At 64.2% G+C, this 19,012-nt stretch carries 20 protein-coding genes; 3 read left to right on the top strand and 17 right to left on the bottom strand.

All coding sequences use genetic code 11. The features are described 5' to 3' along the window. Positions 1 to 574 (bottom strand): glycosyltransferase family 2 protein (locus JHC57_RS06575; RefSeq protein ID WP_294029206.1); only part of this gene is annotated, 574 nt, incomplete at its 3' end. Positions 575 to 784: 210 nt separating this feature from the next. Between JHC57_RS06575 and JHC57_RS06570 the strand changes: the two genes are divergently transcribed. After that, positions 785 to 1,201: a GFA family protein gene (locus tag JHC57_RS06570; RefSeq protein WP_294029205.1), complete on the top strand. Its 417-nt coding sequence runs from the start codon at positions 785 to 787 to the stop codon at positions 1,199 to 1,201. Here JHC57_RS06570 and JHC57_RS06565 read toward each other — a convergent pair. From JHC57_RS06565 to JHC57_RS06520, 10 genes are all read right to left on the bottom strand, one after another. Next, the gene (locus JHC57_RS06565) at positions 1,183 to 2,580 is read right to left on the bottom strand and encodes a serine hydrolase (protein WP_294029204.1); all 1,398 of its coding nucleotides are present in this window, start codon (positions 2,578 to 2,580) and stop codon (positions 1,183 to 1,185) included. The genes JHC57_RS06570 and JHC57_RS06565 overlap by 19 nt on opposite strands. Further along, positions 2,564 to 2,917 carry a hypothetical protein gene (locus JHC57_RS06560; protein WP_294029203.1) on the bottom strand — a complete coding sequence of 118 codons (354 nt, stop codon included), beginning with the start codon at positions 2,915 to 2,917 and terminating at the stop codon, positions 2,564 to 2,566. The genes JHC57_RS06565 and JHC57_RS06560 overlap by 17 nt, the downstream gene beginning before the upstream one ends. Before the next feature lie 14 nt (positions 2,918 to 2,931). Continuing rightward, on the bottom strand, positions 2,932 to 3,123 hold the full coding sequence (locus JHC57_RS06555; protein WP_294029202.1) for a hypothetical protein: 192 nt from the start codon (positions 3,121 to 3,123) through the stop codon (positions 2,932 to 2,934). Positions 3,124 to 3,262: 139 nt separating this feature from the next. Continuing rightward, positions 3,263 to 4,582, bottom strand: a complete 1,320-nt coding sequence (locus JHC57_RS06550) for a replication-associated recombination protein A (RefSeq protein ID WP_294029201.1) — start codon at positions 4,580 to 4,582, stop codon at positions 3,263 to 3,265. 7 nt (positions 4,583 to 4,589) lie between these two features. Next, positions 4,590 to 5,747: a glycosyltransferase family 1 protein gene (locus JHC57_RS06545; RefSeq protein WP_294029200.1), complete on the bottom strand. Its 1,158-nt coding sequence runs from the start codon at positions 5,745 to 5,747 to the stop codon at positions 4,590 to 4,592. Positions 5,748 to 5,788: 41 nt separating this feature from the next. Next, positions 5,789 to 6,733 carry a hemolysin family protein gene (locus JHC57_RS06540; protein WP_294029199.1) on the bottom strand — a complete coding sequence of 315 codons (945 nt, stop codon included), beginning with the start codon at positions 6,731 to 6,733 and terminating at the stop codon, positions 5,789 to 5,791. An 18-nt stretch (positions 6,734 to 6,751) separates the two neighbouring features. Further along, entirely contained in the window at positions 6,752 to 7,201 is a 450-nt protein-coding gene (gene ybeY / locus JHC57_RS06535) for an rRNA maturation RNase YbeY (protein WP_294029207.1), read from the bottom strand. 206 nt (positions 7,202 to 7,407) lie between these two features. Beyond that, on the bottom strand, positions 7,408 to 9,177 hold the full coding sequence (locus JHC57_RS06530) for a tetratricopeptide repeat protein (RefSeq protein WP_294029198.1): 1,770 nt from the start codon (positions 9,175 to 9,177) through the stop codon (positions 7,408 to 7,410). Between the two features lie 134 nt (positions 9,178 to 9,311). Continuing rightward, a complete protein-coding gene (locus JHC57_RS06525; RefSeq protein WP_294029197.1) occupies positions 9,312 to 10,187 on the bottom strand; it encodes a sigma-70 family RNA polymerase sigma factor in 876 nt (291 codons plus the stop codon). Further along, a complete protein-coding gene (locus tag JHC57_RS06520) occupies positions 10,187 to 10,642 on the bottom strand; it encodes a carboxymuconolactone decarboxylase family protein (protein ID WP_294029196.1) in 456 nt (151 codons plus the stop codon). Before JHC57_RS06520 ends, JHC57_RS06525 begins: the two co-directional genes overlap by 1 nt. Before the next feature lie 207 nt (positions 10,643 to 10,849). Here JHC57_RS06520 and JHC57_RS06515 point away from each other — a divergent pair, with 207 nt between their 5' ends. Next, on the top strand, positions 10,850 to 11,227 hold the full coding sequence (locus JHC57_RS06515; protein WP_294029195.1) for a DoxX family protein: 378 nt from the start codon (positions 10,850 to 10,852) through the stop codon (positions 11,225 to 11,227). Positions 11,228 to 11,229: 2 nt separating this feature from the next. Then, positions 11,230 to 11,703 carry a hypothetical protein gene (locus tag JHC57_RS06510; RefSeq protein ID WP_294029194.1) on the top strand — a complete coding sequence of 158 codons (474 nt, stop codon included), beginning with the start codon at positions 11,230 to 11,232 and terminating at the stop codon, positions 11,701 to 11,703. A gap of 104 nt (positions 11,704 to 11,807) precedes the next feature. Here the strand turns inward: JHC57_RS06510 and JHC57_RS06505 are convergent, their stop codons facing one another. From JHC57_RS06505 to JHC57_RS06480, 6 genes are all read right to left on the bottom strand, one after another. After that, positions 11,808 to 12,785, bottom strand: a complete 978-nt coding sequence (locus tag JHC57_RS06505) for a DUF6607 family protein (RefSeq protein ID WP_294029193.1) — start codon at positions 12,783 to 12,785, stop codon at positions 11,808 to 11,810. A gap of 22 nt (positions 12,786 to 12,807) precedes the next feature. After that, complete coding sequence (locus JHC57_RS06500) at positions 12,808 to 15,078, bottom strand: TonB-dependent hemoglobin/transferrin/lactoferrin family receptor (RefSeq protein ID WP_294029192.1); 2,271 nt, start codon at positions 15,076 to 15,078, stop codon at positions 12,808 to 12,810. 205 nt (positions 15,079 to 15,283) lie between these two features. After that, a complete protein-coding gene (locus tag JHC57_RS06495) occupies positions 15,284 to 16,291 on the bottom strand; it encodes a PhoH family protein (RefSeq protein WP_294029191.1) in 1,008 nt (335 codons plus the stop codon). A 129-nt stretch (positions 16,292 to 16,420) separates the two neighbouring features. Next, positions 16,421 to 17,770 carry a tRNA (N6-isopentenyl adenosine(37)-C2)-methylthiotransferase MiaB gene (miaB, locus tag JHC57_RS06490; protein ID WP_294029190.1) on the bottom strand — a complete coding sequence of 450 codons (1,350 nt, stop codon included), beginning with the start codon at positions 17,768 to 17,770 and terminating at the stop codon, positions 16,421 to 16,423. A gap of 7 nt (positions 17,771 to 17,777) precedes the next feature. After that, on the bottom strand, positions 17,778 to 18,566 hold the full coding sequence (locus JHC57_RS06485; RefSeq protein ID WP_294029189.1) for a 1-acyl-sn-glycerol-3-phosphate acyltransferase: 789 nt from the start codon (positions 18,564 to 18,566) through the stop codon (positions 17,778 to 17,780). Then, entirely contained in the window at positions 18,535 to 18,960 is a 426-nt protein-coding gene (locus JHC57_RS06480) for a Fur family transcriptional regulator (protein ID WP_039575806.1), read from the bottom strand. Before JHC57_RS06480 ends, JHC57_RS06485 begins: the two co-directional genes overlap by 32 nt. Between the last annotated feature and the right edge of the window lie 52 nt (positions 18,961 to 19,012).

Here is a 19,012-nt window from a genome sequence, read left to right as displayed (position 1 = left end):
GGATCGACAGGCGCTTGCGCCCGGCCTGGATCAGCATGTCGGTCGTATAGCTGAATTCGGTCGTGATGTTGATGCGCTGCGCCGCCTCGCGGCTGATCGCGCGGAACCCGCTGACCGCGTCGGAAATATCGACGTTGGCGAGCCGCTGGACCATCGCGCTGCCCAGTTCCTGCAGCCGCCGCTTGACCGGTCCGAAATGCGCATTGTCGCCGACGCCGCGGTCCCCGACGACGATATCGGCGCGCCCGTCGACGATCGGAGCGACGATCTTGGCGATATCCTCGCCAACATATTGGCCGTCGGCGTCGGTGTTGACGATGATATCGGCCCCCGCGGCGAGCGCCGCATCTATACCCGAGCGGAACGCGGCGGCGAGCCCGCGGTTGGTGCGATGGCGCACCACATGATGAACGCCCCACATGCGTGCGACCTGCGCGGTGTTGTCGGTGCTGCCGTCATCGATGACCAGGATTTCGATCGTGTCGATACCGTCGACCCTGCGCGGCAACGCAGCGAGCGTCGCGGGGAGGTCTTCGGCCTCGTTCAGGCACGGGATCTGGATGACCAGCTTCATCGCGACAGGCTCCGGCGGACGGGCATCGCCTTCGATCGGCTCGACGCCCACCTCTCCAATCCGCTCCGATCCATGGAAGTTCCCCAAAATCCGTGTCTCAGCGGCCTAGAAGCTTGTGGTTAACATCCCGCTAATGCCTACCTCCGGCGTCATTGTCAGCGCGATCATGTTTATGTTATGTTCTCCACTCAATTCCTTCAGGAGAGAGCGATGACCGACGAAGCCCCCCGTGCCAGCGGCCAGTGCCATTGCGGCGCGATCCGCTATTCGATGAGTACTGCCGTGCAACATCACGCACTCTGCCACTGCAGCGACTGCCGCCGCCATTCGGGCGCGCCGCTAGTCGGCTGGGCATTGGTTGGCAATGACGAAATCGACATCAGCGGTACCGCAAAAGTCTATGCCTCGTCCGAACATGGCCGCCGCCATTTCTGCGCCGATTGCGGAACCGGGCTTTTCTATACCAATGACGCGATCTTCCCGGATCAGATCGACGTCCAGACCGCGACGCTCGACGACCCCGACGCGATACCCGCACAGGCCCAGATACAGACGGCCGAACGCATCGGCTGGATGGAGAAGCTGAACGATCTGCCGGCGTTCGAACGTTACCCGCCCTTCGAATAACGCCGGTCGTTGCCGTCCGCGGCGACCACTGCCGCCACGAGCTTCGCGATGTCGAGCCGCGCCTTGTCGTCGTCATAGCCCTGCCGCACGATCACCAGCGCGTGCGAGGGAATGACGATGACATATTGGCCGCGGTTTCCGAACGCACCGAAGGCGTCGGCCGGAACGCCGTCCGACTTGTCGAGCAGCCAGAAGCCGGCGCCATAACCAAAAGCTCCGTCAGGCTGCGGCCCGCTGGCGGTAGTGACGAAGCGGCGCCAGTTTTCAGAGAGCAGGCGTTCGCCCTGCCACATGCCGTCCTGCTCATAGAGCAGGCCCAGCCGCGCGAGGTCGCGGGCGGTCGTCCATACCTGGCTCGACAATATATAGTCACCGTCCTTGTCATGCTCGACGAAGGTGCGCGTCATGCCGAGCCGGTCGAAAAAGGCAGCGGGATCAAGCGGCATACCCGCCTTTTTCAGCGCCGCCTTCAGCGACAGCGTCGCGAGCAGCGTGTCGTTATTGGCGTAACGATAGCGGCTGTTCGGGGGATTGAGCAGAGGCCATTGCGTGGTCCACTGCCGCACCGATGCGCCGCCCATATAAATGGCATCGCTGCGGTTGCCCGCGGTGTCGCTGGTAAGGCCGCTCGCCATACGCATCAGCTGTTCGGTGGTGATTGCGGCACGCGGATCGCCGGGCGACTGCCATTCGGCGATCATGGCGGGCTTCGTCACGTCGATCGCGCCCTGCTGCACCGCATAACCGATCAGCGTCGCCGCCATCGACTTGGCGACCGAGAAGGTGCGCTGCGCCGTGTGAATGTCGTGCCCGCCCCAATAGCGTTCGAGCGCGATGCGGCCGTTCTTGACGATCAGGAGCGAACTTGTGCGGCCGCCGAAACGGCCCATGTCGATCGCCGTCTGCTCGAACGCCGTCATCCCATTGGGCGCGAGCCAGTTCGCCCCTTTGTCACCGAACGGCCAAGGCTGGCCATCGAGGTCCGGGCGCCGTGGCAGCGAAGTCTGCGCCGCGCCCGCCCGCGCGCCGATCGGCAGCGTGACACAGCCTTCGCGCCCGGTCCATTCGGCGATGCGCGGCGGCATGTCGTCGCGATAGATCACGCTGACGCGCTTAGCTCCCTCGTCGACGTCGGCCTCGAGCGCCCGAACATCGGATTCGATCTCCGGATAGATGCCGGTGAGCTCGTCGCGTTCGATCGCAGTGATCGGCTTGCCACCCCCGTTCCACAACGAGGAGCAGACGAAGGCGGCGCGATAGCCCGCCGCCCAGGCGCGGTTCAATTCGGCGCCTGGCTTCGGCGCCTGCGCCGCGGCGGGGGCCGCGCCGATGAGGAGCGCCGCAGCGATGAAACGCAGTATGTCAGGGACGATCGCCAAACGCCTGTCGCTGGCCTTTTTTAGCGCGATCCCACCAAGCGCGGCGAAGGACAGTGCCGATCCGTTCGGGATCATCGGATCCGAAGCGGACGAGGATCGCATGCCAGCCTTCATAATGCGGTGTCTGCCAGAAGGTGTCGGGATCGGTTTCAAGCAGGATTTCCTTTTCGTCAGGCTTGCACATGACAGCAAAGCTTCCGGGCTCACGGCCCGGCGAAGCGAGCGCCTTGCCGTTGAGCTTTGGACAGGGCGTGCCATAAAAGGAAAGCATCTCGACATCGGAAAGCGCGCACGCGAACGCGACCACATCCTCCCAGCTGTCGAATTTCAAAGCCATCTCGCCAGCGTGACTCAGTCTTCCAATGTCCCGGCGGTGACCTCTATGTCGCGCCCAAAGGGCTGCATGGGCTGGAAGCAGAGGCGCGTCAACACCAGCCGGTTGTCCTGAATATCCAGATCATAGAAGGCATTGCCTCCGCGCGGGCAGCGATTGCCGTCACCATCGCGCGCGACCGACGCCGATACGGGCATCTTGTCGAACACGAATTGCGCCGGACCGCAGAGCAATAGCCGTCGGAAGCATCTTGCGATCAGTCAGAAAGATCCACGCGCCGCCACTTGGACGTCGCGGCATCGCTCGCGAACAGCGCATCGACATTGGCCTCGCGGAGCAAGGCCGACGTCATTCCTTCACGCGGCGCCGCTCGTCCCACCAGGCGATACGCTCGGCGATGCGCTTTTCGAACCCGCGGTCGACGGGGCGATAGAAGGTGGCCGGCGCCATATCATCGGGCCAGTAATTGTCGCCGGAAAAACCGTCGGGCGCGTCATGGTCGTAACTGTAGCCCGCGCCATAACCCAGATCTTTCATCAACTTGGTCGGGGCGTTGAGGATGTTGGCGGGCGGCGCAAGGCTTCCCGTTTCGCGCGCTGCGGCCCATGCCGCCTTCTGTGCCGCATAGGCCGCGTTCGACTTGGGCGCGGTTGCGCAATAGAGGCACGCCTGTACGATCGCGAGTTCTCCCTCGGGCGATCCGAGGAATTGATAGGCGTCCTTGGCGGCGAGACACTGCACCAGCGCCTGCGGGTCGGCGAGACCAATGTCCTCGCTCGCGAAGCGGGTGATTCGGCGAAGGACATAGAGCGGCTCCTCGCCCGCGACGAGCATCCGCGCGAGCCAATAGAGCGCCGCCTGCGGATCCGACCCGCGTAGCGCCTTATGGAACGCCGAGATCAGATTATAATGGCCGTCGCGATCCTTGTCATAGACCGGCATCCGGCGATGGAGGAACTGCGCGAGTTCGACGGGATCGAGCGGATCCTCGATCGTCACAGAGAAGAGCGTCTCGACCTGGTTGAGCAGGAAGCGCCCGTCGCCGTCGGCGCTGGCGATCAGCGCCGCGCGCGCCCCGTCGGTTACGGGCAGACGCTGGCCGACCTCGACCTCGGCGCGCTCGATGAGCGTCCCGAGCGCGGCCTCGCCGAGCCGGTCCAGCACGAGTACCTGCGCGCGACTGAGCAGCGCCGCGTTCAAGGCAAAGCTCGGATTCTCGGTCGTCGCGCCGACAAGCACCACCGTGCCGCGCTCGACATAGGGCAGGAAACCGTCCTGCTGCGCTCGATTGAAACGATGGATCTCGTCGACGAAGAGCAGCGTGCGCTTGCCCGCCGCGGCCATCCTTTCGGCGTCGGCAAAGGCCTGCCTGAGGTCGGCTACGCCCGAAAAGACGGCCGACAGCGGTGCGAAGCGCATGCCGACGGCTTCGGCCAGCAGCCGCGCGATCGTCGTCTTGCCCGTGCCCGGCGGTCCCCAGAGGATGATCGAAGACAATTGGCCCGCCGCGACCATGCGGCCGATCGCACCTTCGGGACCGGTAAGATGTTCCTGCCCGACGACATCGGCCAAGGTCCGCGGGCGAAGTCGCTCGGCGAGCGGCACGGGGCCGATCGGGGCCCCTTCGCGCTCCGTGGATGCGTCCCCGCCGAACAGGTCCCCGGCCATCGGACGCTCAGCCCCGGCGCCGCTGCTTCTGGCGAATCAGCCGGATATAGGTATCGGCGACCGCCTGGTTGATCGCGTCCCACTGATACGCGCCGCTTTCGGATACCGCCGCCGCGCCATGCTCGGCGCGCAGCGGAGTGTCGCGGCAATAGCGCTGAAGATGGTCGGCGAAACCCGTGATCGATCCGGGTGCGACGAGATAGCCCGTCTGCCCATGCTTGACGATGCTGGCGCTGCCGGTTGCCCGCGCGGCTACGACGGGGAGACCGCACGCCATCGCTTCGAGCGTCACATTGCCGAAAGTCTCGGTGACGGACGGGTTAAAGAAAATATCGCAGGACGCGAGCGCGCGGGCGAGGTCTTCGCCGCCCTGGAAGCCCACGAAACTGGCGTCGGGAAGGCGCGATTCGAACCATTCGCCCGCTGGCCCTTCGCCGATCACGACAACCTTGTGCGGAACGCCGCGCCGTTGGAGCACGTCGATCGCGTCGGCAAAGACGTCGAGCCCCTTTTCCATGACGAGCCGGCCGAGAAAGGCGATCGCGGGCACGTCATCCTCGATACCGAGCGAGCGTCGCCATTCCATGTCGCGGCGGCCAGGATTAAACACCGTCTGCTCGACGCCGCGAGTCCAGATGCCGATGTCGTAGTTCATTCGCTGTTCGCGCAGCACCTGCGCAAAGCTTTCCGACGGCGCGATCAGCGCATCGCACTTGCGGTACAGCTTGCGCAACCAGGCGACCATCACGGGTTCGAGGAACGACAGATTATAATAGCGGACATAGGTTTCGAAACGCGTGTGCACCGAACAGGCGACCGGAAGCCGCCGCCGCCGCGCCCACGCCGCGGCCTGCCGCGATACACGGTCAGGACTGGAGATATGAACGATATTCGGAGCGAAATCGGTGATGTCTTCGCGAACGCGCGACGAGAAGGAGACCGGAATGCGATATTCGCTGCGCCCCGGAATCGCGACTGACGGCACACTGACGAGATCGCCTGTCGGTTCGAAATCGGGGTTGGCGACCGTCGGCGAATAGACGCGCACCGCGGCGCCGTGCGCCAGAAGGAAGCCGACAAGGCGGTTGAGCGCCTTGTTCGCACCGTCGGTCGTCATATTGTAGTTGCCGCTGAACAGGGCGATGCGAAGGTCGGAAACTTCCATCCGGCCTCGCCTAGTCCTTTAGACCGGCAATGGCAATCGCGTCAGAATTCCTCGGACCGTTCCGACGGTGCCTCCAGATCGACCACGACCGGGGGGTGGAGGCGCAGGCGATGGACGCGGCGCTCGTCGGCCTCGGTCACCTCGATGCGCCAGCCGCTCGGGTGGACGAGTATCTCGCCGACCTCGGGAACATGCCCCGCGAGTACCGCGGCGAGCCCGCCCAATGTATCGACGTCTTCCTCGACCTCGGCGAGCCGCGGGTCGATCGCCTCGCCGACGTCGTCGAGTTCGGCGCGCGCGTCGGCATCCCAGCAGCCATGATCGCCCGCGACGATCAGCGGCTCGGGCTCGTCGTCATGCTCGTCCTCGATCTCGCCGACGATTTCCTCGACCAGATCCTCGATCGTCAGCAGGCCTTCGGTGCCCGAATATTCGTCGATGACGATTGCGAGATGGGTACGTTTCGCGCGCATTTCGGCGAGCAGGTCGAGTACGCCCATCGACTGGGGCACGTAAAGCGGCTGGCGAATGAGATCGATGAGTGGCGGGGCGGCCCGGTTTTCGGCAAGTACGGCGAACACATCCTTGACGTGGATCATGCCGACGACCTCGTCGAGGCTTTCACGATAGACCGGCAGGCGGCTGTGTCCCGCGTCCGCAAAGATCGCGACAATATCCTCGAAGCTGGCGGTTTCGGCGATCGCGATGATCTCGCCGCGCGGCACCGCGACATCGTCGACCGTCTGTTCGCCGAAGTGGAGCAGGTTGCGGAGCATCTTGCGCTCGATCGACGACAGGTCGCCGACGATGTTGCTGCCGCGCCGCTCGTCGCCCTCTTCTTCGGCCTCGTCGATGACCTCTTCGATCTGCTCGCGCAGCGAGGGTTCCTTGTCGCCACCGAACAACAGTTTCTTCAGCCCGGACAATAGTCCGGGTGTACTACTGTCCTCTTCCGATCGGTTCGAAGATCCCTGGTCGTCGGGCATATGGTCGGCTTTTCCCTGTTAATCCTGATCCGCATATGGATTGGCGATGCCCAGCGATGCAAGCGCTTTCACCTCGATCGCCTCCATTGCGGCGGCCGACACATCGTCCATATGGTCGTATCCGACCAGATGCAGCGTTCCGTGGACGATCAGGTGCGTCGCATGATCGACGACCGAAATCCCCTTCTCTTCCGCCTCGCGCGCGCAGGTTTCCCGCGCGAGCACGATGTCGCCAAGCAGGATTTCGCCGTCGTCGCTGTTTGCCAGGCTTTCGAGCAGATCGGCCTGGACCTGCGGGAACGACAGGACGTTGGTCGGCTTGTCCTTGCCGCGAAAATCGCGGTTGAGTGCATGAACCTCGGCATCGTCGGTCAGACGCACCGATATTTCGACGAGTGGTGCAGCATCGGCGAGCGACGCGAAGGGCGTGAGCGCAAGCGCGGCGGCGGCGGCCTCTCCGGCGCGCATCTCCCAGTCCAGCGCATCGGGCCAAGGATGGGCCTCATGGGTCTCGACGCTCAGCACGAAAAATCGCGCCCACAAGAAATGGCGAAAAACCAGGAAACTTCATTCTGAAATCGCACTAAAGCGACTGGTACGGTCATCGAAATGCACATGCCACAACGCTATCGCGGCGCAGCATCGTAGGACAGCGAAAATTTCGGATCGGCCGGCTATAGTCGGTCCATGCGCAGCCAGCGTGGGTCGCCGAGCCACGCCTTCGCCAATGCCCGGTCCGCCGCCGCGGCTTCGAGCTTGTGTCCCTGCGCGGCTTCGCTGCGCTTCAGCCCATAGAGCGCCCAGCCGTTATTCGGCGCCTGCGCCAGAGCTCCGCGGAAGGCCTCGCTCGCCTCACCGTAACGCTTTGCCTGAAAAAGCGCGGCGCCGAGCGACTGCTTGACCGGATAATACCAATAGGTCGGCTCCTGATAGGGAAGCCCCCCTTCGATCTCGATCGCCTTGCGATAGAAGCCGATCGCTTCCTCATGGCGGCCGCGTGCAAAAGCAAGGCGGCCGCGCGCGACCTGCTCGGCCAGCAGCACGAGGTCCGCCGCAGGAACCCCCTGATCGATCATCGCCTTCATCGCGTCGGAACCGCGGATCGTCTCCATTGCCGCCATTTCGCGGTCGAAACCCGCCCGGTTGCGCTGCTGCGCATAGGCGATGGCGCGGGCATAGTGGCGCATCGCGGTCGGATAGGCGAGCCGCGCGTCGGGCGCGGGCATGGCGAGGATCGCCTTTGGTTCGGCAAATTGCGCCATCGCGAGAAAGGGCGCGGCGTCGATCGCCTGTATCCACGCGATCCGCGACGAGGTAGCCGGGTCGAGCACGGTCCGGAGACGCTGCGCTTCGCGGACGGCGGTCGGCATGTCGCCCGCCATCTGCGCCGAGGTCACGATGAAATGGATATTGTGCGGATAATAGCCGTAGCGCACGAGGCTGTTGTCGCCCGCATCGCGAATGAAAACCTCGTCCGCACGCGCCGCGGCAATGTTCACGCGGATAGAATCGGCGTGGCGTCCACGCAGTTGGTAGATATGGCCAGGCATGTGGACGAGGTGCGCCGCGCTCGGCGCGCGCGGACTCGCGAGCCGGTCCGCTGCGGCCTCGGCGCGCTCGGGATCGGCCGATTCCATGAGGTGGATGTAAAGATGGTTCGCCTGGACATGGTCCGGGTTGCGGCCGAGCACGACCTCGATGAGCCGAACCGCCTCGCCGCTGCGCCCCACCGGCGTGCGCTTGTCGGTCTCCCAATAATTCCACGGACTCGTGTCCATCGCCGCTTCGGCCGCGAGTACCGCCACATCGTCGTCGCCCGGAAAGCGGCGCGCGACATCGAGCATCGCGTCGGCATAGGCGGCGTCGAGTGCAGCGCGATCCGCCGCCGGGTCGCGCGAATAGCGCTGCGCGACCGCCTCGATCAGCGCGCGCTCCATCGGCGTCGCGCCGGCGCGCAGCGCCATCGCGCGATCCATCGCGTCGAGCGCCGCCGCATGGTCGCGATCGTCCATCGGGGCGTTGATGTTCGGCCCGAGTGCCACGGCCTCGCCCCACCAGCACGCCGCGCAGTCCGGATCGCGGCGCTGTGCCTCACGAAACGAGCGGACCGCGCCGGCGTGGTTGAAGCCATAGGTCAGCAGCAGGCCTTGGCTGAAATAGCGTTTCGCCAGCACATCGCGTGCCGATACCGGAAAGGGCGACGATGCGAGGTCCGGGAAAAGCGGAATCGACCGCCCCTCGCTCGCCGGCGCGGCCATCGCCGAAGCGATGAACAGGTCGTTGGCGAGGGTCGAACCGGCACGGCGCACGCCGCAGGCGAGGCCCGCCAGCCGGCTGGGGTCGAGCGCGTCGAGCGCGGCGACGGAAAAGCCGGGTAGCGGCGTAAAGCTGGTGAGCGAAAAACCGGCAGCAACGATCACGGCGAGTCTGAACGGCTGGTCCATCACAAATTCCCCTTTTCCCCGAAGGTGAACTCGAAACAACAGCCGACCGTATCACGAAAAACTTCGCGCAGAAAATTGATTATATCGGGTAATATTTCAGAAGATAATTCAGCTATATATCCAGGAAATTCCGATCAATGCACATGCCTGAGCTTGTCGGGATTGCGCATTACATAGATTCCGGTGATCCGTCCGTCCTCGATATCGAGCGCCGTCGTCTGCAGCTCGCCGTCGGCCTCACGCGTGACGAAGCCCGGCAAACCGTTGATCATGCCGGTGTGGACAAGCGTCGAGCCATATTTTCCGAACAGCACCGCAAGGCTGCGATGCAGTTTCAGCACGATGTCGTGGCCGAGAATCGGCCCCGTCGCGGCGGGGCGCTTGCCGCCGCCGTCGGCCCACATGCCGACATCGGCGGCGAGCAGCGCGCCGAGTGCGCCCATGTCGCCGCTCCGCGATGCCTCGAAAAACGCATTGGCGATTTCCAGCCCCTGCTCCTTCTCGAGCTTGTAGCGCGGCCGCGCGTCGCGGACATGGGTACGCGCGCGCGCCGCGAGCTGGCGCGTCGCGGCAGGGTCGCGATCGATCGTCTTCGCGACTTCCTCGAACCCGACGCCGAAGACATCGTGAAGCAGAAACGCGGCGCGTTCGAGGGGCGACAGCCGTTCGAGTGCGAGCATCAGCGGCAGGGTGACGTCGTCGTCTTCCTCTTCCTCGACCAGCGGATCGGGCAGCCAGGGGCCGATATAGGTCTCGCGCGTGTTGCGCGCCAACTTGATCTGGTCGAGGCAGAGCCGCGTCACGGTGCGGCGAAGGAAGGCCGCGGGCTCGCGCACCGCACTGCGGTCGGTGCCGAGCCAGCGGATATAGGCATCCTGCACCACATCCTCGGCATCGGCGACCGAGCCGAGCATGCGATAGGCGACGCGGGTGAGCAGCGGACGCAGCGGGTCGAAACTCGCCGCGGCCTCCGCCGCATCGACCGCGCTCCGGATGCTTTCGGGCGTCATCAGGCTGCCTTGGGAACGCCGTTTTCGTACCAGAGGCCGAAGCCGACCGCGATCCGGTTCCAGCCATTGATCACATTGATCATCACGGTCAGGTTCACCTGTTCCTCCGGCGTGAAATGCGCTTCGAGCGCGTCTTTGGCATCCTTCTGTGTGTGCCCTCCGGACAGCGTGGTCAAGGCGTCGGTCCACGCCAGCGCAGCGCGTTCGCGATCAGTGAAGACCGGAGCTTCACGCCACGCCGCGAGCAGGTAGATGCGCTGTTCGCTCTCGCCCTTCGCGCGGGCCTCGACCGTGTGCATGTTGATACAGTTGGCGCAGCCGTTGAGGATCGACGAGCGGATCTTCACCAGTTCGATCAGGCTCGGCTCGAGGCTGTTCTGCGCGGCGATCGAAGCCGCCATCCACTGCTTCATCACCTGCGGGGCGGCGGCATAGGGGTCGGTAACCTTGGACATATCGTGTCTCCTTCACGGGGGTGTACTGACATGACGAGACAGGCGCGCCCGATGTGACATCGTTCGCGAAAAATTTGCGTGGGGCGGCCATTCATTTTGCGGCTCCACACCCAAAGCTTTGGAAACGCATGGTTTCCGACAATGCGCTTTGCGGCCCCGCCAAGCTGCATTAGCATCCCGCCGTCTTTGGTCAGAAGGGGAACGGCGATGAAGTTTCTGGGTGGTTTCGGCGAACAGGCCTATGCGCTGTTGCGCGTCGTCGCGGGGCTGCTGTTCCTCGCGCATGGCGTGCAGAAATTCTTCAGTTTCCCGGTCGCCTTCCCGATGCCGCTGAACCCGATGCTCCATGCCGCAGGGATCATCGAACTCGTTGCCGGCGCCCTGATCGTCCTCGGCCTGTTCACGCGCCCCGCGGCCTTCGTCGCCAGCGGCATGGCGGCGGTAGGCTATTGGATGATGCACGGCAGCAAGGGGCTGTACCCGATCATCAACGGCGGCGAGACGATCGCGCTCTATTGCTTCATCTTCCTGTTCATCGCGACACGCGGCGCGGGGATTTGGAGCGTCGATGGGGCAAAGAAATAGGGGTGGGACGGCCCCTTCTCGGCGCGCTCATTGGCGTCGTTATGGCTCTTTCAAGCGTAGCCGTCGCAACTATGTGGTTCGGGAAGGAGCCTGAGCGCCTGTATTTGCGAATTGCGGACGATAATTTCGATCATATTCTCGGGCCGGATTACAAGGCCGAAGACGGACCGGTGAGTGTCAAATTGATCCGGCATTGCGGGATCGATGAGTTCACGACGATCAGCGCGCTGCCAGACTATGCGGGTTCTTCGCTAGTCCCTTTAGATTCTACGTCTGAAGGCGAAATCAATTGCCTGATCGGGGAAGCACGTATTCACGCGCTTTCTCTCGCAATCGCTGCTGGACCGGACGAGGCTAATTTCGAGTGCCTGCCCGGCTGGCCATCACGATTTCAGCCTTTCAACGCATCCGATTACGAATTGTGCCGAGGTCACAAACCGGATGCAATTTTCAGATCGACGAAGGATGACGGCTGATTGCTTCAGCAGTTCGGCTCGCGACACCAAGCAGCGCAGCGCAAAAAACGGGCGGCGGCCCTTGCGGACCGTCCCCAGGTGCGGGCTTCACACGGTGAAGGTCTTCACGGCTTCCGCGTGTTCATCTCGATCAGCTTCTTGGCCTCGGTAACGGCTTTCGCAGTGGTCAGCTTCTTTTCCTGAACCTCGTCGGCGATTTCGAGCAGGCGGCCGCTGATCACGGTGCCGGTGTCGGCCTTTTCGTCGATCGCGATGCCGCCCTTGGCCTGCGCGACGCGGTCCCATTCGGCGCGCACGGCGGCCCAATAGTCCCTCGTCGCGGCCCAATAATCGTCGGCCGCCTTCACGTCATACTGATCGTATTTGATATAGGTGTTGAGGACATATTCCTGGACGACCGGCACCAGCTTGCGGTCCTTCATCCCCATCTTCGTGTTGTCCTGCCAGTGGACCCAGCCGTCGGGCGAGGGCTGGTGACGGTTGATCGAGAGGTAACGGTCGTACACCGGATTGCGGACCGCATCGCGGCGCGCGAGGGGGCGCCACGTCCAGTTCGAGCGCCAGCGGCGGACGCCGCCCTGCGTTTCGAACTGGCCCCAGCCACCGTAGCGCGGGCTGTCGTCGACCTGATACACCGTCTGTGACCAGCGACCGGTGCGCATGCGCTCGGGCACATCTTCCCACGTCCAGGCGTTGCGGTCGGAATAGACCAGAACCTTGGCAGGTTCATATTCCCAATCCTGCCGCCAATGCTTGATGATCATGCTCTTGTCGTCGTCGCCAGTGATCACGAGCATGTGCTGCAAGCTGATCTTGCGGCCGGTATCCTCGATCACGCGCACGACCTCGTTGCCGCCCGAACGCTTGGGCTCGAGCACGTCGTAGGTCGGGTCCCAGCGCGTCGATTCCTGCATGTTGAAGCTGACGCGGTAATTGCCCGCCATAGTGAGGATGTCGGCGCGATCCCGTTCGAAATTGGCTGCGGCGGCCTCGGCGGCGATCGGCGGGTGGGCCGAGGCGACGACGGGCAGCGCGGCGGTGAGCAACAGCAGCGCGGCGGCGATCTTGCGGTAGGGTTTCATCAATGCAGTCCTTCGGTTTTGATCAGAAGCGGAAGCTCAGCGACACGCTCGCGTTGCGGCCGGGCTGGGTATATGCGTCGACGCTTGCCGGGACCGTGGGCGCTGCAGCCGTGCCCGCCATCGCGAGACCACGCACGTCGCTCCACCAGCTGTATTTCTTGTCGAGGATATTGAAGACGCCGGCGCGGAGCGTCAGCGAGTCCAGCACGCGCACGAAGGCGGTCGCATCGAGAATGGTGAAGCTGTCGGGACGGAAGCATTCGGGCGTGCAGAGCCCCGTCGTGCGCGATGCTTCCTTGCGGCCGGCGTGCGTCATGACGAACTGGCCGCCGAAGCGCCCTTCGCGCTCGCGATAACCGATGCCAGCGACCACCTTGAGCGGATCGATCGATTCCAGCGGCGAGCGCACGCCGTGGGGATCGATCACGTCGCCCTTCGCATAGGATAGGGCGAGCGTCGTATACAGGCCGGACGACGCTCGCCCCTCGAACCGCGCCTCGGCCCCTTTGACCCGGACGCGATCGAGATTCACGAATTGATAGAGAATGGGGTCGGCACTCGAGCCGCTGCCGCCGACCTCTTCCTGGCTGATGAAATCCTTGTAGCGCGCCGAGAAGGCCGTGACGTCCAGGCTGATCGCGTCGTTGGAGAAGCGCACGCCGCCTTCGAAGCTCTCGCTGCGCTCGGGACCGAGGTCCGGATTGGGGAGCGTCCGATACGAGAAGAAGGGCGACGTCAGATTCTCGAAGAACTGGTTCACCTGCCCCGGTTCGGGCGCCTTGAAGCCGGTTGCATAGTTGGCGAACAGGCGCACTTCGTCGGTCACTTTCCACACCGCGCCGAACTTGGGCGACACGCGCGAACCGTCCTGCTTCGCGCCCTGGAAGCTCGGCAGCAGCGGGTCGTTATCGGGCGACAGGTCGAACCAGTCGAAGCGCAGCGCCGGGTAAAGCAGCAGGCGACCGTCGGCGACCGCGATCTCGTCGCCGACGAACAGGCCGGCGCGGGTGAAGTCCGTGCTCGGGAAGGCGCGCGTCGGATAGGTCTCGCCAGCGGGCGGTATGGTGCCGCCGCGCAACCCGCGCTGACGCGTCTTGCTGATATCGCCGCCGAAGACGAGGCGATGGGTGATCGCGCCCGTGGCAAAATCGGCGCGCGCATCGGCCGAGGCACCGAAGACTCGGTTTTCGAAGGTGTTGAGACGCGTGCGATCCACCGACGGCGAGCGGTCTTCCTCGGTATATTGCCGGTCTTCGCCGTCCTGCCAATAGAGCGCGACGCGCGCGAAATCGATCGCCCCCTCGCCTTCCCAGCTCCAGTCGAGCGACACGCGCTTGCGTTCACCGGTGTCGAAGCCTTCGAGGCGATCCACGGTCGCACCAAGACCGTTCGGCCCGAGGCCGCTGAGGCCGTTGGTGTAGAGGCGGGTGTCGAGATATTCGCCGGTCAGGCGGAGCTTGTGGCCGTTTGCAGGATCATAGACGATGCGCGCAAGGGCGGCATCCGAGCGGCCGTCCTGTGGATTGGCAAGCGTCCGCGATGGGCCGATGCCGTTCGCGGTGCCGAGGCTGCCCTGATTTTCGAGTTCCTTGTAATCGCGGCGCGTATAGGCGGCCATCACCGACCAGTCGCCGCTGCGGCCAGCAAGGATCGCGGTTTCGCTGAATTCCTCGTCCGCGCTGCTGTAGCCGGCGCGGAGGAGACCGCCGAGATTCTTGCCGGATTCGAGGAAATCGACAGGATCGGAGGTGATGAAGCTGACCGCGCCGGCGAGGCCGTCGCTGCCATAAAGCGCCGACGAAGGACCGCGCAGGATCTCGACCGACTTGACGAGGCCGAGGTCGACATAGTCGCCGCGACCCGATGCCTGCGCACCGAAGCTGAAGCCATCGGGAACGCGCACGCCGTCGATCTGGATCAGCACGCGGTTGCCGCCGATGCCGCGGATATTGAAGCTGTCGTTGCCCGCGCGGCCGGTCGCGCCGAGCGCGGCGCCGAAGCGCGCGGGCTGGCGCTGGACGCTGACGCCGGGTTCGAAGCGGACAAGGTCGCGGATGTCGGTGACGAGTTCGTCGGCGATCTGCTCGCCGGTCTTGACGGTGACGGTGACAGGAACGTCCTCGGCCTTCACCGCAGTTCGCGTCGCGGTGACGACAATCTGGTTCTTGCGCTGGACCCAATATTCACCGTCATTGTCCTGCGCGAAGGCCGGCGCGACAGTCACGGCGAGCGCGAGGCCCAGCGCGCTGCCTGCGGCGAGGCGGATGGTCGACGACGAACGATGGCTATTCAATTTGCTTCCCCTGATTATTTTGCGACTAACTCGCAATAGCGTCGCTCTAGGCGCGCAAAATCAGGGGGTCAATATGCTATTGAGAATCGTTCGCGTAAAAAAGGGGGAGGTTTTTGTCATTGCGCGCGTAGCGAAGCAATTCAGAGCGCAACGGGTCGCCCTGGATTGCTTCGCTACGCGCGCAATGACGGATTTGGGCGGAAGCCTAGGATCCCGGTCCTTCGTAGGCCTCAACGATCCGGCCAACGATCGGATGGCGGACGACGTCGGCGCTGGTGAAGCGGCTGACGTTGATGCCTTCGAGTCCCTCAAGCCGCGCGACCGCGTCGGCGAGACCCGAGGTCGCGGGCACCGGCAGGTCGACCTGCTTGGGGTCGCCGCAGATGACCATGCGGCTGTTCATGCCGAAGCGCGTCAGGAACATCTTCATCTGCGGGATCGTCGTGTTCTGCGCCTCGTCGAGGATGATGAAGGCATCGGCGAGCGTACGCCCGCGCATGAAGGCAAGCGGCGCGATCTCGATCTCGCCGCTCGCGATACGGCGCTCGACCTGTTCGGCAGGCAGGCAGTCGTGCAGCGCGTCGTAGAGCGGGCGCAGATAGGGGTCGACCTTTTCCTTCATGTCGCCGGGCAGGAAGCCCAGTTTCTCGCCCGCCTCGACCGCGGGGCGCGACAGGATCAGGCGCTGGACGCTGCCGGTGATAAGCTGCGCGACCGCCTGCGCGACCGCGAGATAGGTTTTGCCGGTGCCTGCGGGACCGAGCGCGAAGATCACGTCGTCGCGCGCGAGCGCCTGCATATAGGGAACCTGCGACGGGGCGCGCGGCACGATCGTTTTCTTGCGCGTGCGGATCATCACCGCCGGCGCTTCGTCGGTGTCGTGGCGGATGATGCCGGCGAGCGTCGGCTGCGCCGACATCGCGATCACCCCGTCGACCATGCCGGCGTCGACCTCCTGCCCCTTTTCGATGCGGTCATAAAGGTCGGTGAGCACGTCGCGCGCGCGCGCCGCGGCTTCGGCCTCGCCCTCGATCTGCACGCGGTTGCCGCGCGCCGAGATATAGACGCCGAGGCGGTTCTCGATCGCGACGAGGTTACGGTCGAACTCGCCGAAGAGGATGCCCAAAAGCTGCGTTCGCTCGAATTCCGCCGTCAGTCGGACGCGGTCGCCAGGTTCGGCGGGAGTGGAGGCGGTCAGCGGGCGTTTGGACACGTGGGCAAGGCTCCTTCGATCGGTATGATGACTGTACTCCCGCGAGGACGGGAGTCCATCGCTTGCAGATTCGGAATGCGACGGAAGGAGGCGGAGTGTGTCTTCGTGGAGACAGCTTCCACCGCGGCACTAGGCGACCTCTTCCACCAGCAGTTCGGCGCCGACGCTGTTGGCACCGGCGGAAACGATACGGACATCGATCATATCGCCGATCCGGACCCCCGGCGCGATGACATGAGCCGACTGGAGCCAAGGCGACTTGCCGATCAACTGGCCATCATGCTTGCCCTTGCGCTCGAGGAGCAGGCGGGTCGTGCGACCGACGGTCGCTTCGTTGAATGCCTGCTGCTGCCTGTTGAGCAGTGCCTGCAGCCGCTGGAGGCGGTCGTTCATTTCAGTTTCGCCGATCTGATCGATCATCGTTGCCGCAGGCGTGCCGGGGCGGCGTGAATATTTGAAACTGTACGCCATCGCATAATTGGTCGCGCGGACGATATCGAGCGTTCCCCGAAAATCCTCTTCGCTTTCGCCGGGGAAGCCGACGATGAAGTCCCCCGAGATCGCGATATCGGGACGTGCGGCGCGGACGCGCTCGATGACCTTCAGATAACTGTCAACGCTGTGGCTGCGGTTCATCGCGGCAAGGATGCGGTCGCTGCCCGCCTGCACCGGCAGGTGGAGGAAAGGCATGAGCTTTTCGACCTCGCCATGCGCCGCGATCAGCCCGTCGGTCATGTCGTTCGGGTGGCTGGTCGTGTAACGAATGCGTTCGAGCCCATCCTCTTTCGCGAGTTCGCGGATCAGGCCGTCGAGCCCGATCGTCCGGCCCTTGTCGTCCTCGCCAACCCACGCATTGACGTTCTGGCCGAGCAGGGTGATTTCCCGCACCCCGCCTGCGACCAGCGAGCGCGCCTCGGCGATCAGGTCGGCGAAAGGCCGGCTGATCTCTGCCCCGCGCGTATACGGGACGACGCAATAGGTGCAGAATTTGTCGCAGCCTTCCTGCACGGTCAGGAAAGCGGTCGGACGCTGGCCGCCCGCACGCTTGGGCAGCGCGCCGAACTTGCTCTCGAGCGGCATGTCGAGATCGATCGCCTTCTCGCCCTTCTCGGCGCGCGCGATCAGGTCGGGCAAGCGATGATAGGCCTGCGGGCCGACGACGACATCGACCGACGGTGCCCGGCGCGCAATCTCGGCGCCTTCGGCCTGCGCGACGCAACCCGCAACGGCGATGGTCGGCGTGCTGCCGTCCTCGCGCTTCAGCCGGCCGATATCAGAATAGACTTTCTCGGCCGCCTTTTCGCGGATGTGGCAGGTGTTGAGCACGACAAGATCGGCGTCCGCGCCATCCGCCGCCGCGACATAGCCTTGCGCGCCGAGCATCTCGGCCATGCGCTCGCCGTCATAGACATTCATCTGGCAGCCGAAGGATTTGACGTGGAAGGTCTTCGGAGGATTTTGGGGAGAGTCGGATTTCATCGGCGCGCTATAGGCGATGCGGCGCGCCGGCGGAAGACCGCGCGATTTCCGCCGCAATCGCGGCGCGCGCCGCCTCGGCGAGCAGCTTGCGGTCGCCTTCGACAACATCGGGCAGCGGGTCGAGATAATTGATCGTCAGATGGATCGGACGCTTGCGCGCGAGCAGCCGCTTGAAATTGTCGAGCCCGGATTCGGGATCGAGCCACGCGATGTCGTTCGCCTCGGCGCCATAATCGAGGAAGACGGGCTGGACGCGAAGGTTCGGGGGCGTCGGGATCACCGCCTGAAACAGCGAGGCGCGGAAAGGCAGCAAGCCGTCGCCGGGACCGGTTGTTCCTTCGGGGAACAGCGTCACAGGGCGACCGCGCGCAAGCGCGTTGCGGAGGTCGTTCGCCTGATTGTGGATCTCGCGCCGCGCTTCGCGCTGAACATAGACGGTGTGATTCTGGTCGGCGAGCCAGCCGACGAACGGGGTGGTGCCGACTTCGGCCTTCGACACAAAGGCCGAGCGCGCCGCACCGCCCAAGGCAAGTATGTCGAGCCAACTGACATGGTTCGACACGAAGAGCACATTGCGCCGAAGCCGCGTCCCCGTCGTGCGGACGCGGAGGCCCGCAATCCAGCCTACGGCGTTGAGGAAAGCCATGACCATCGGCGACGGACGGCCGACCGCGCGGTAAAGGAGATGCGGGACGATCAGGAAAAGAAGCGTCAGCACCATCAGGGCGAGACGGGCGGCCGTCCGCCAGGTAATCGAACTGCGATCAGTCGCGCTTGCGATCGATGGCGACACCATAAAGCTCCATGCGGTGGTCGACGAGGCGGAAGCCCAGCCGTTCGGCGATCACCTTCTGCAACGCTTCGAGTTCGGGATCGACGAATTCGATCACCTTGCCCGTTTCGACGTCGATCAAGTGGTCGTGATGCGCCTCGGGTGCGGCTTCATAGCGCGAGCGGCCGTCGCCGAAATCGTGGCGATCGAGAATCCCCGCCTCTTCGAAAAGACGCACGGTGCGATAGACGGTGGCGATCGAAATGCCGCTGTCGAGCTTCGACGCGCGTTCATAGAGCGTCTCGACGTCGGGATGATCCTCCGAATCCGAAATGACGCGCGCGATGATGCGACGCTGCTCGGTGATGCGCAGCCCCTTTTCGTGGCACAGGGCTTCAAGATCGATATTACCGGACATGCGGGCCTTTCCTGCAAGATGCAGTCGGATTTCTGTTCTTCAAACTGTATAA

This window comes from Sphingopyxis sp. (assembly GCF_016463645.1).
Classification (GTDB): domain Bacteria; phylum Pseudomonadota; class Alphaproteobacteria; order Sphingomonadales; family Sphingomonadaceae; genus Sphingopyxis.
The sequence above is the reverse complement of the archived record's forward strand: the minus strand, read 5'-3'. Positions and strand labels throughout refer to the sequence as shown.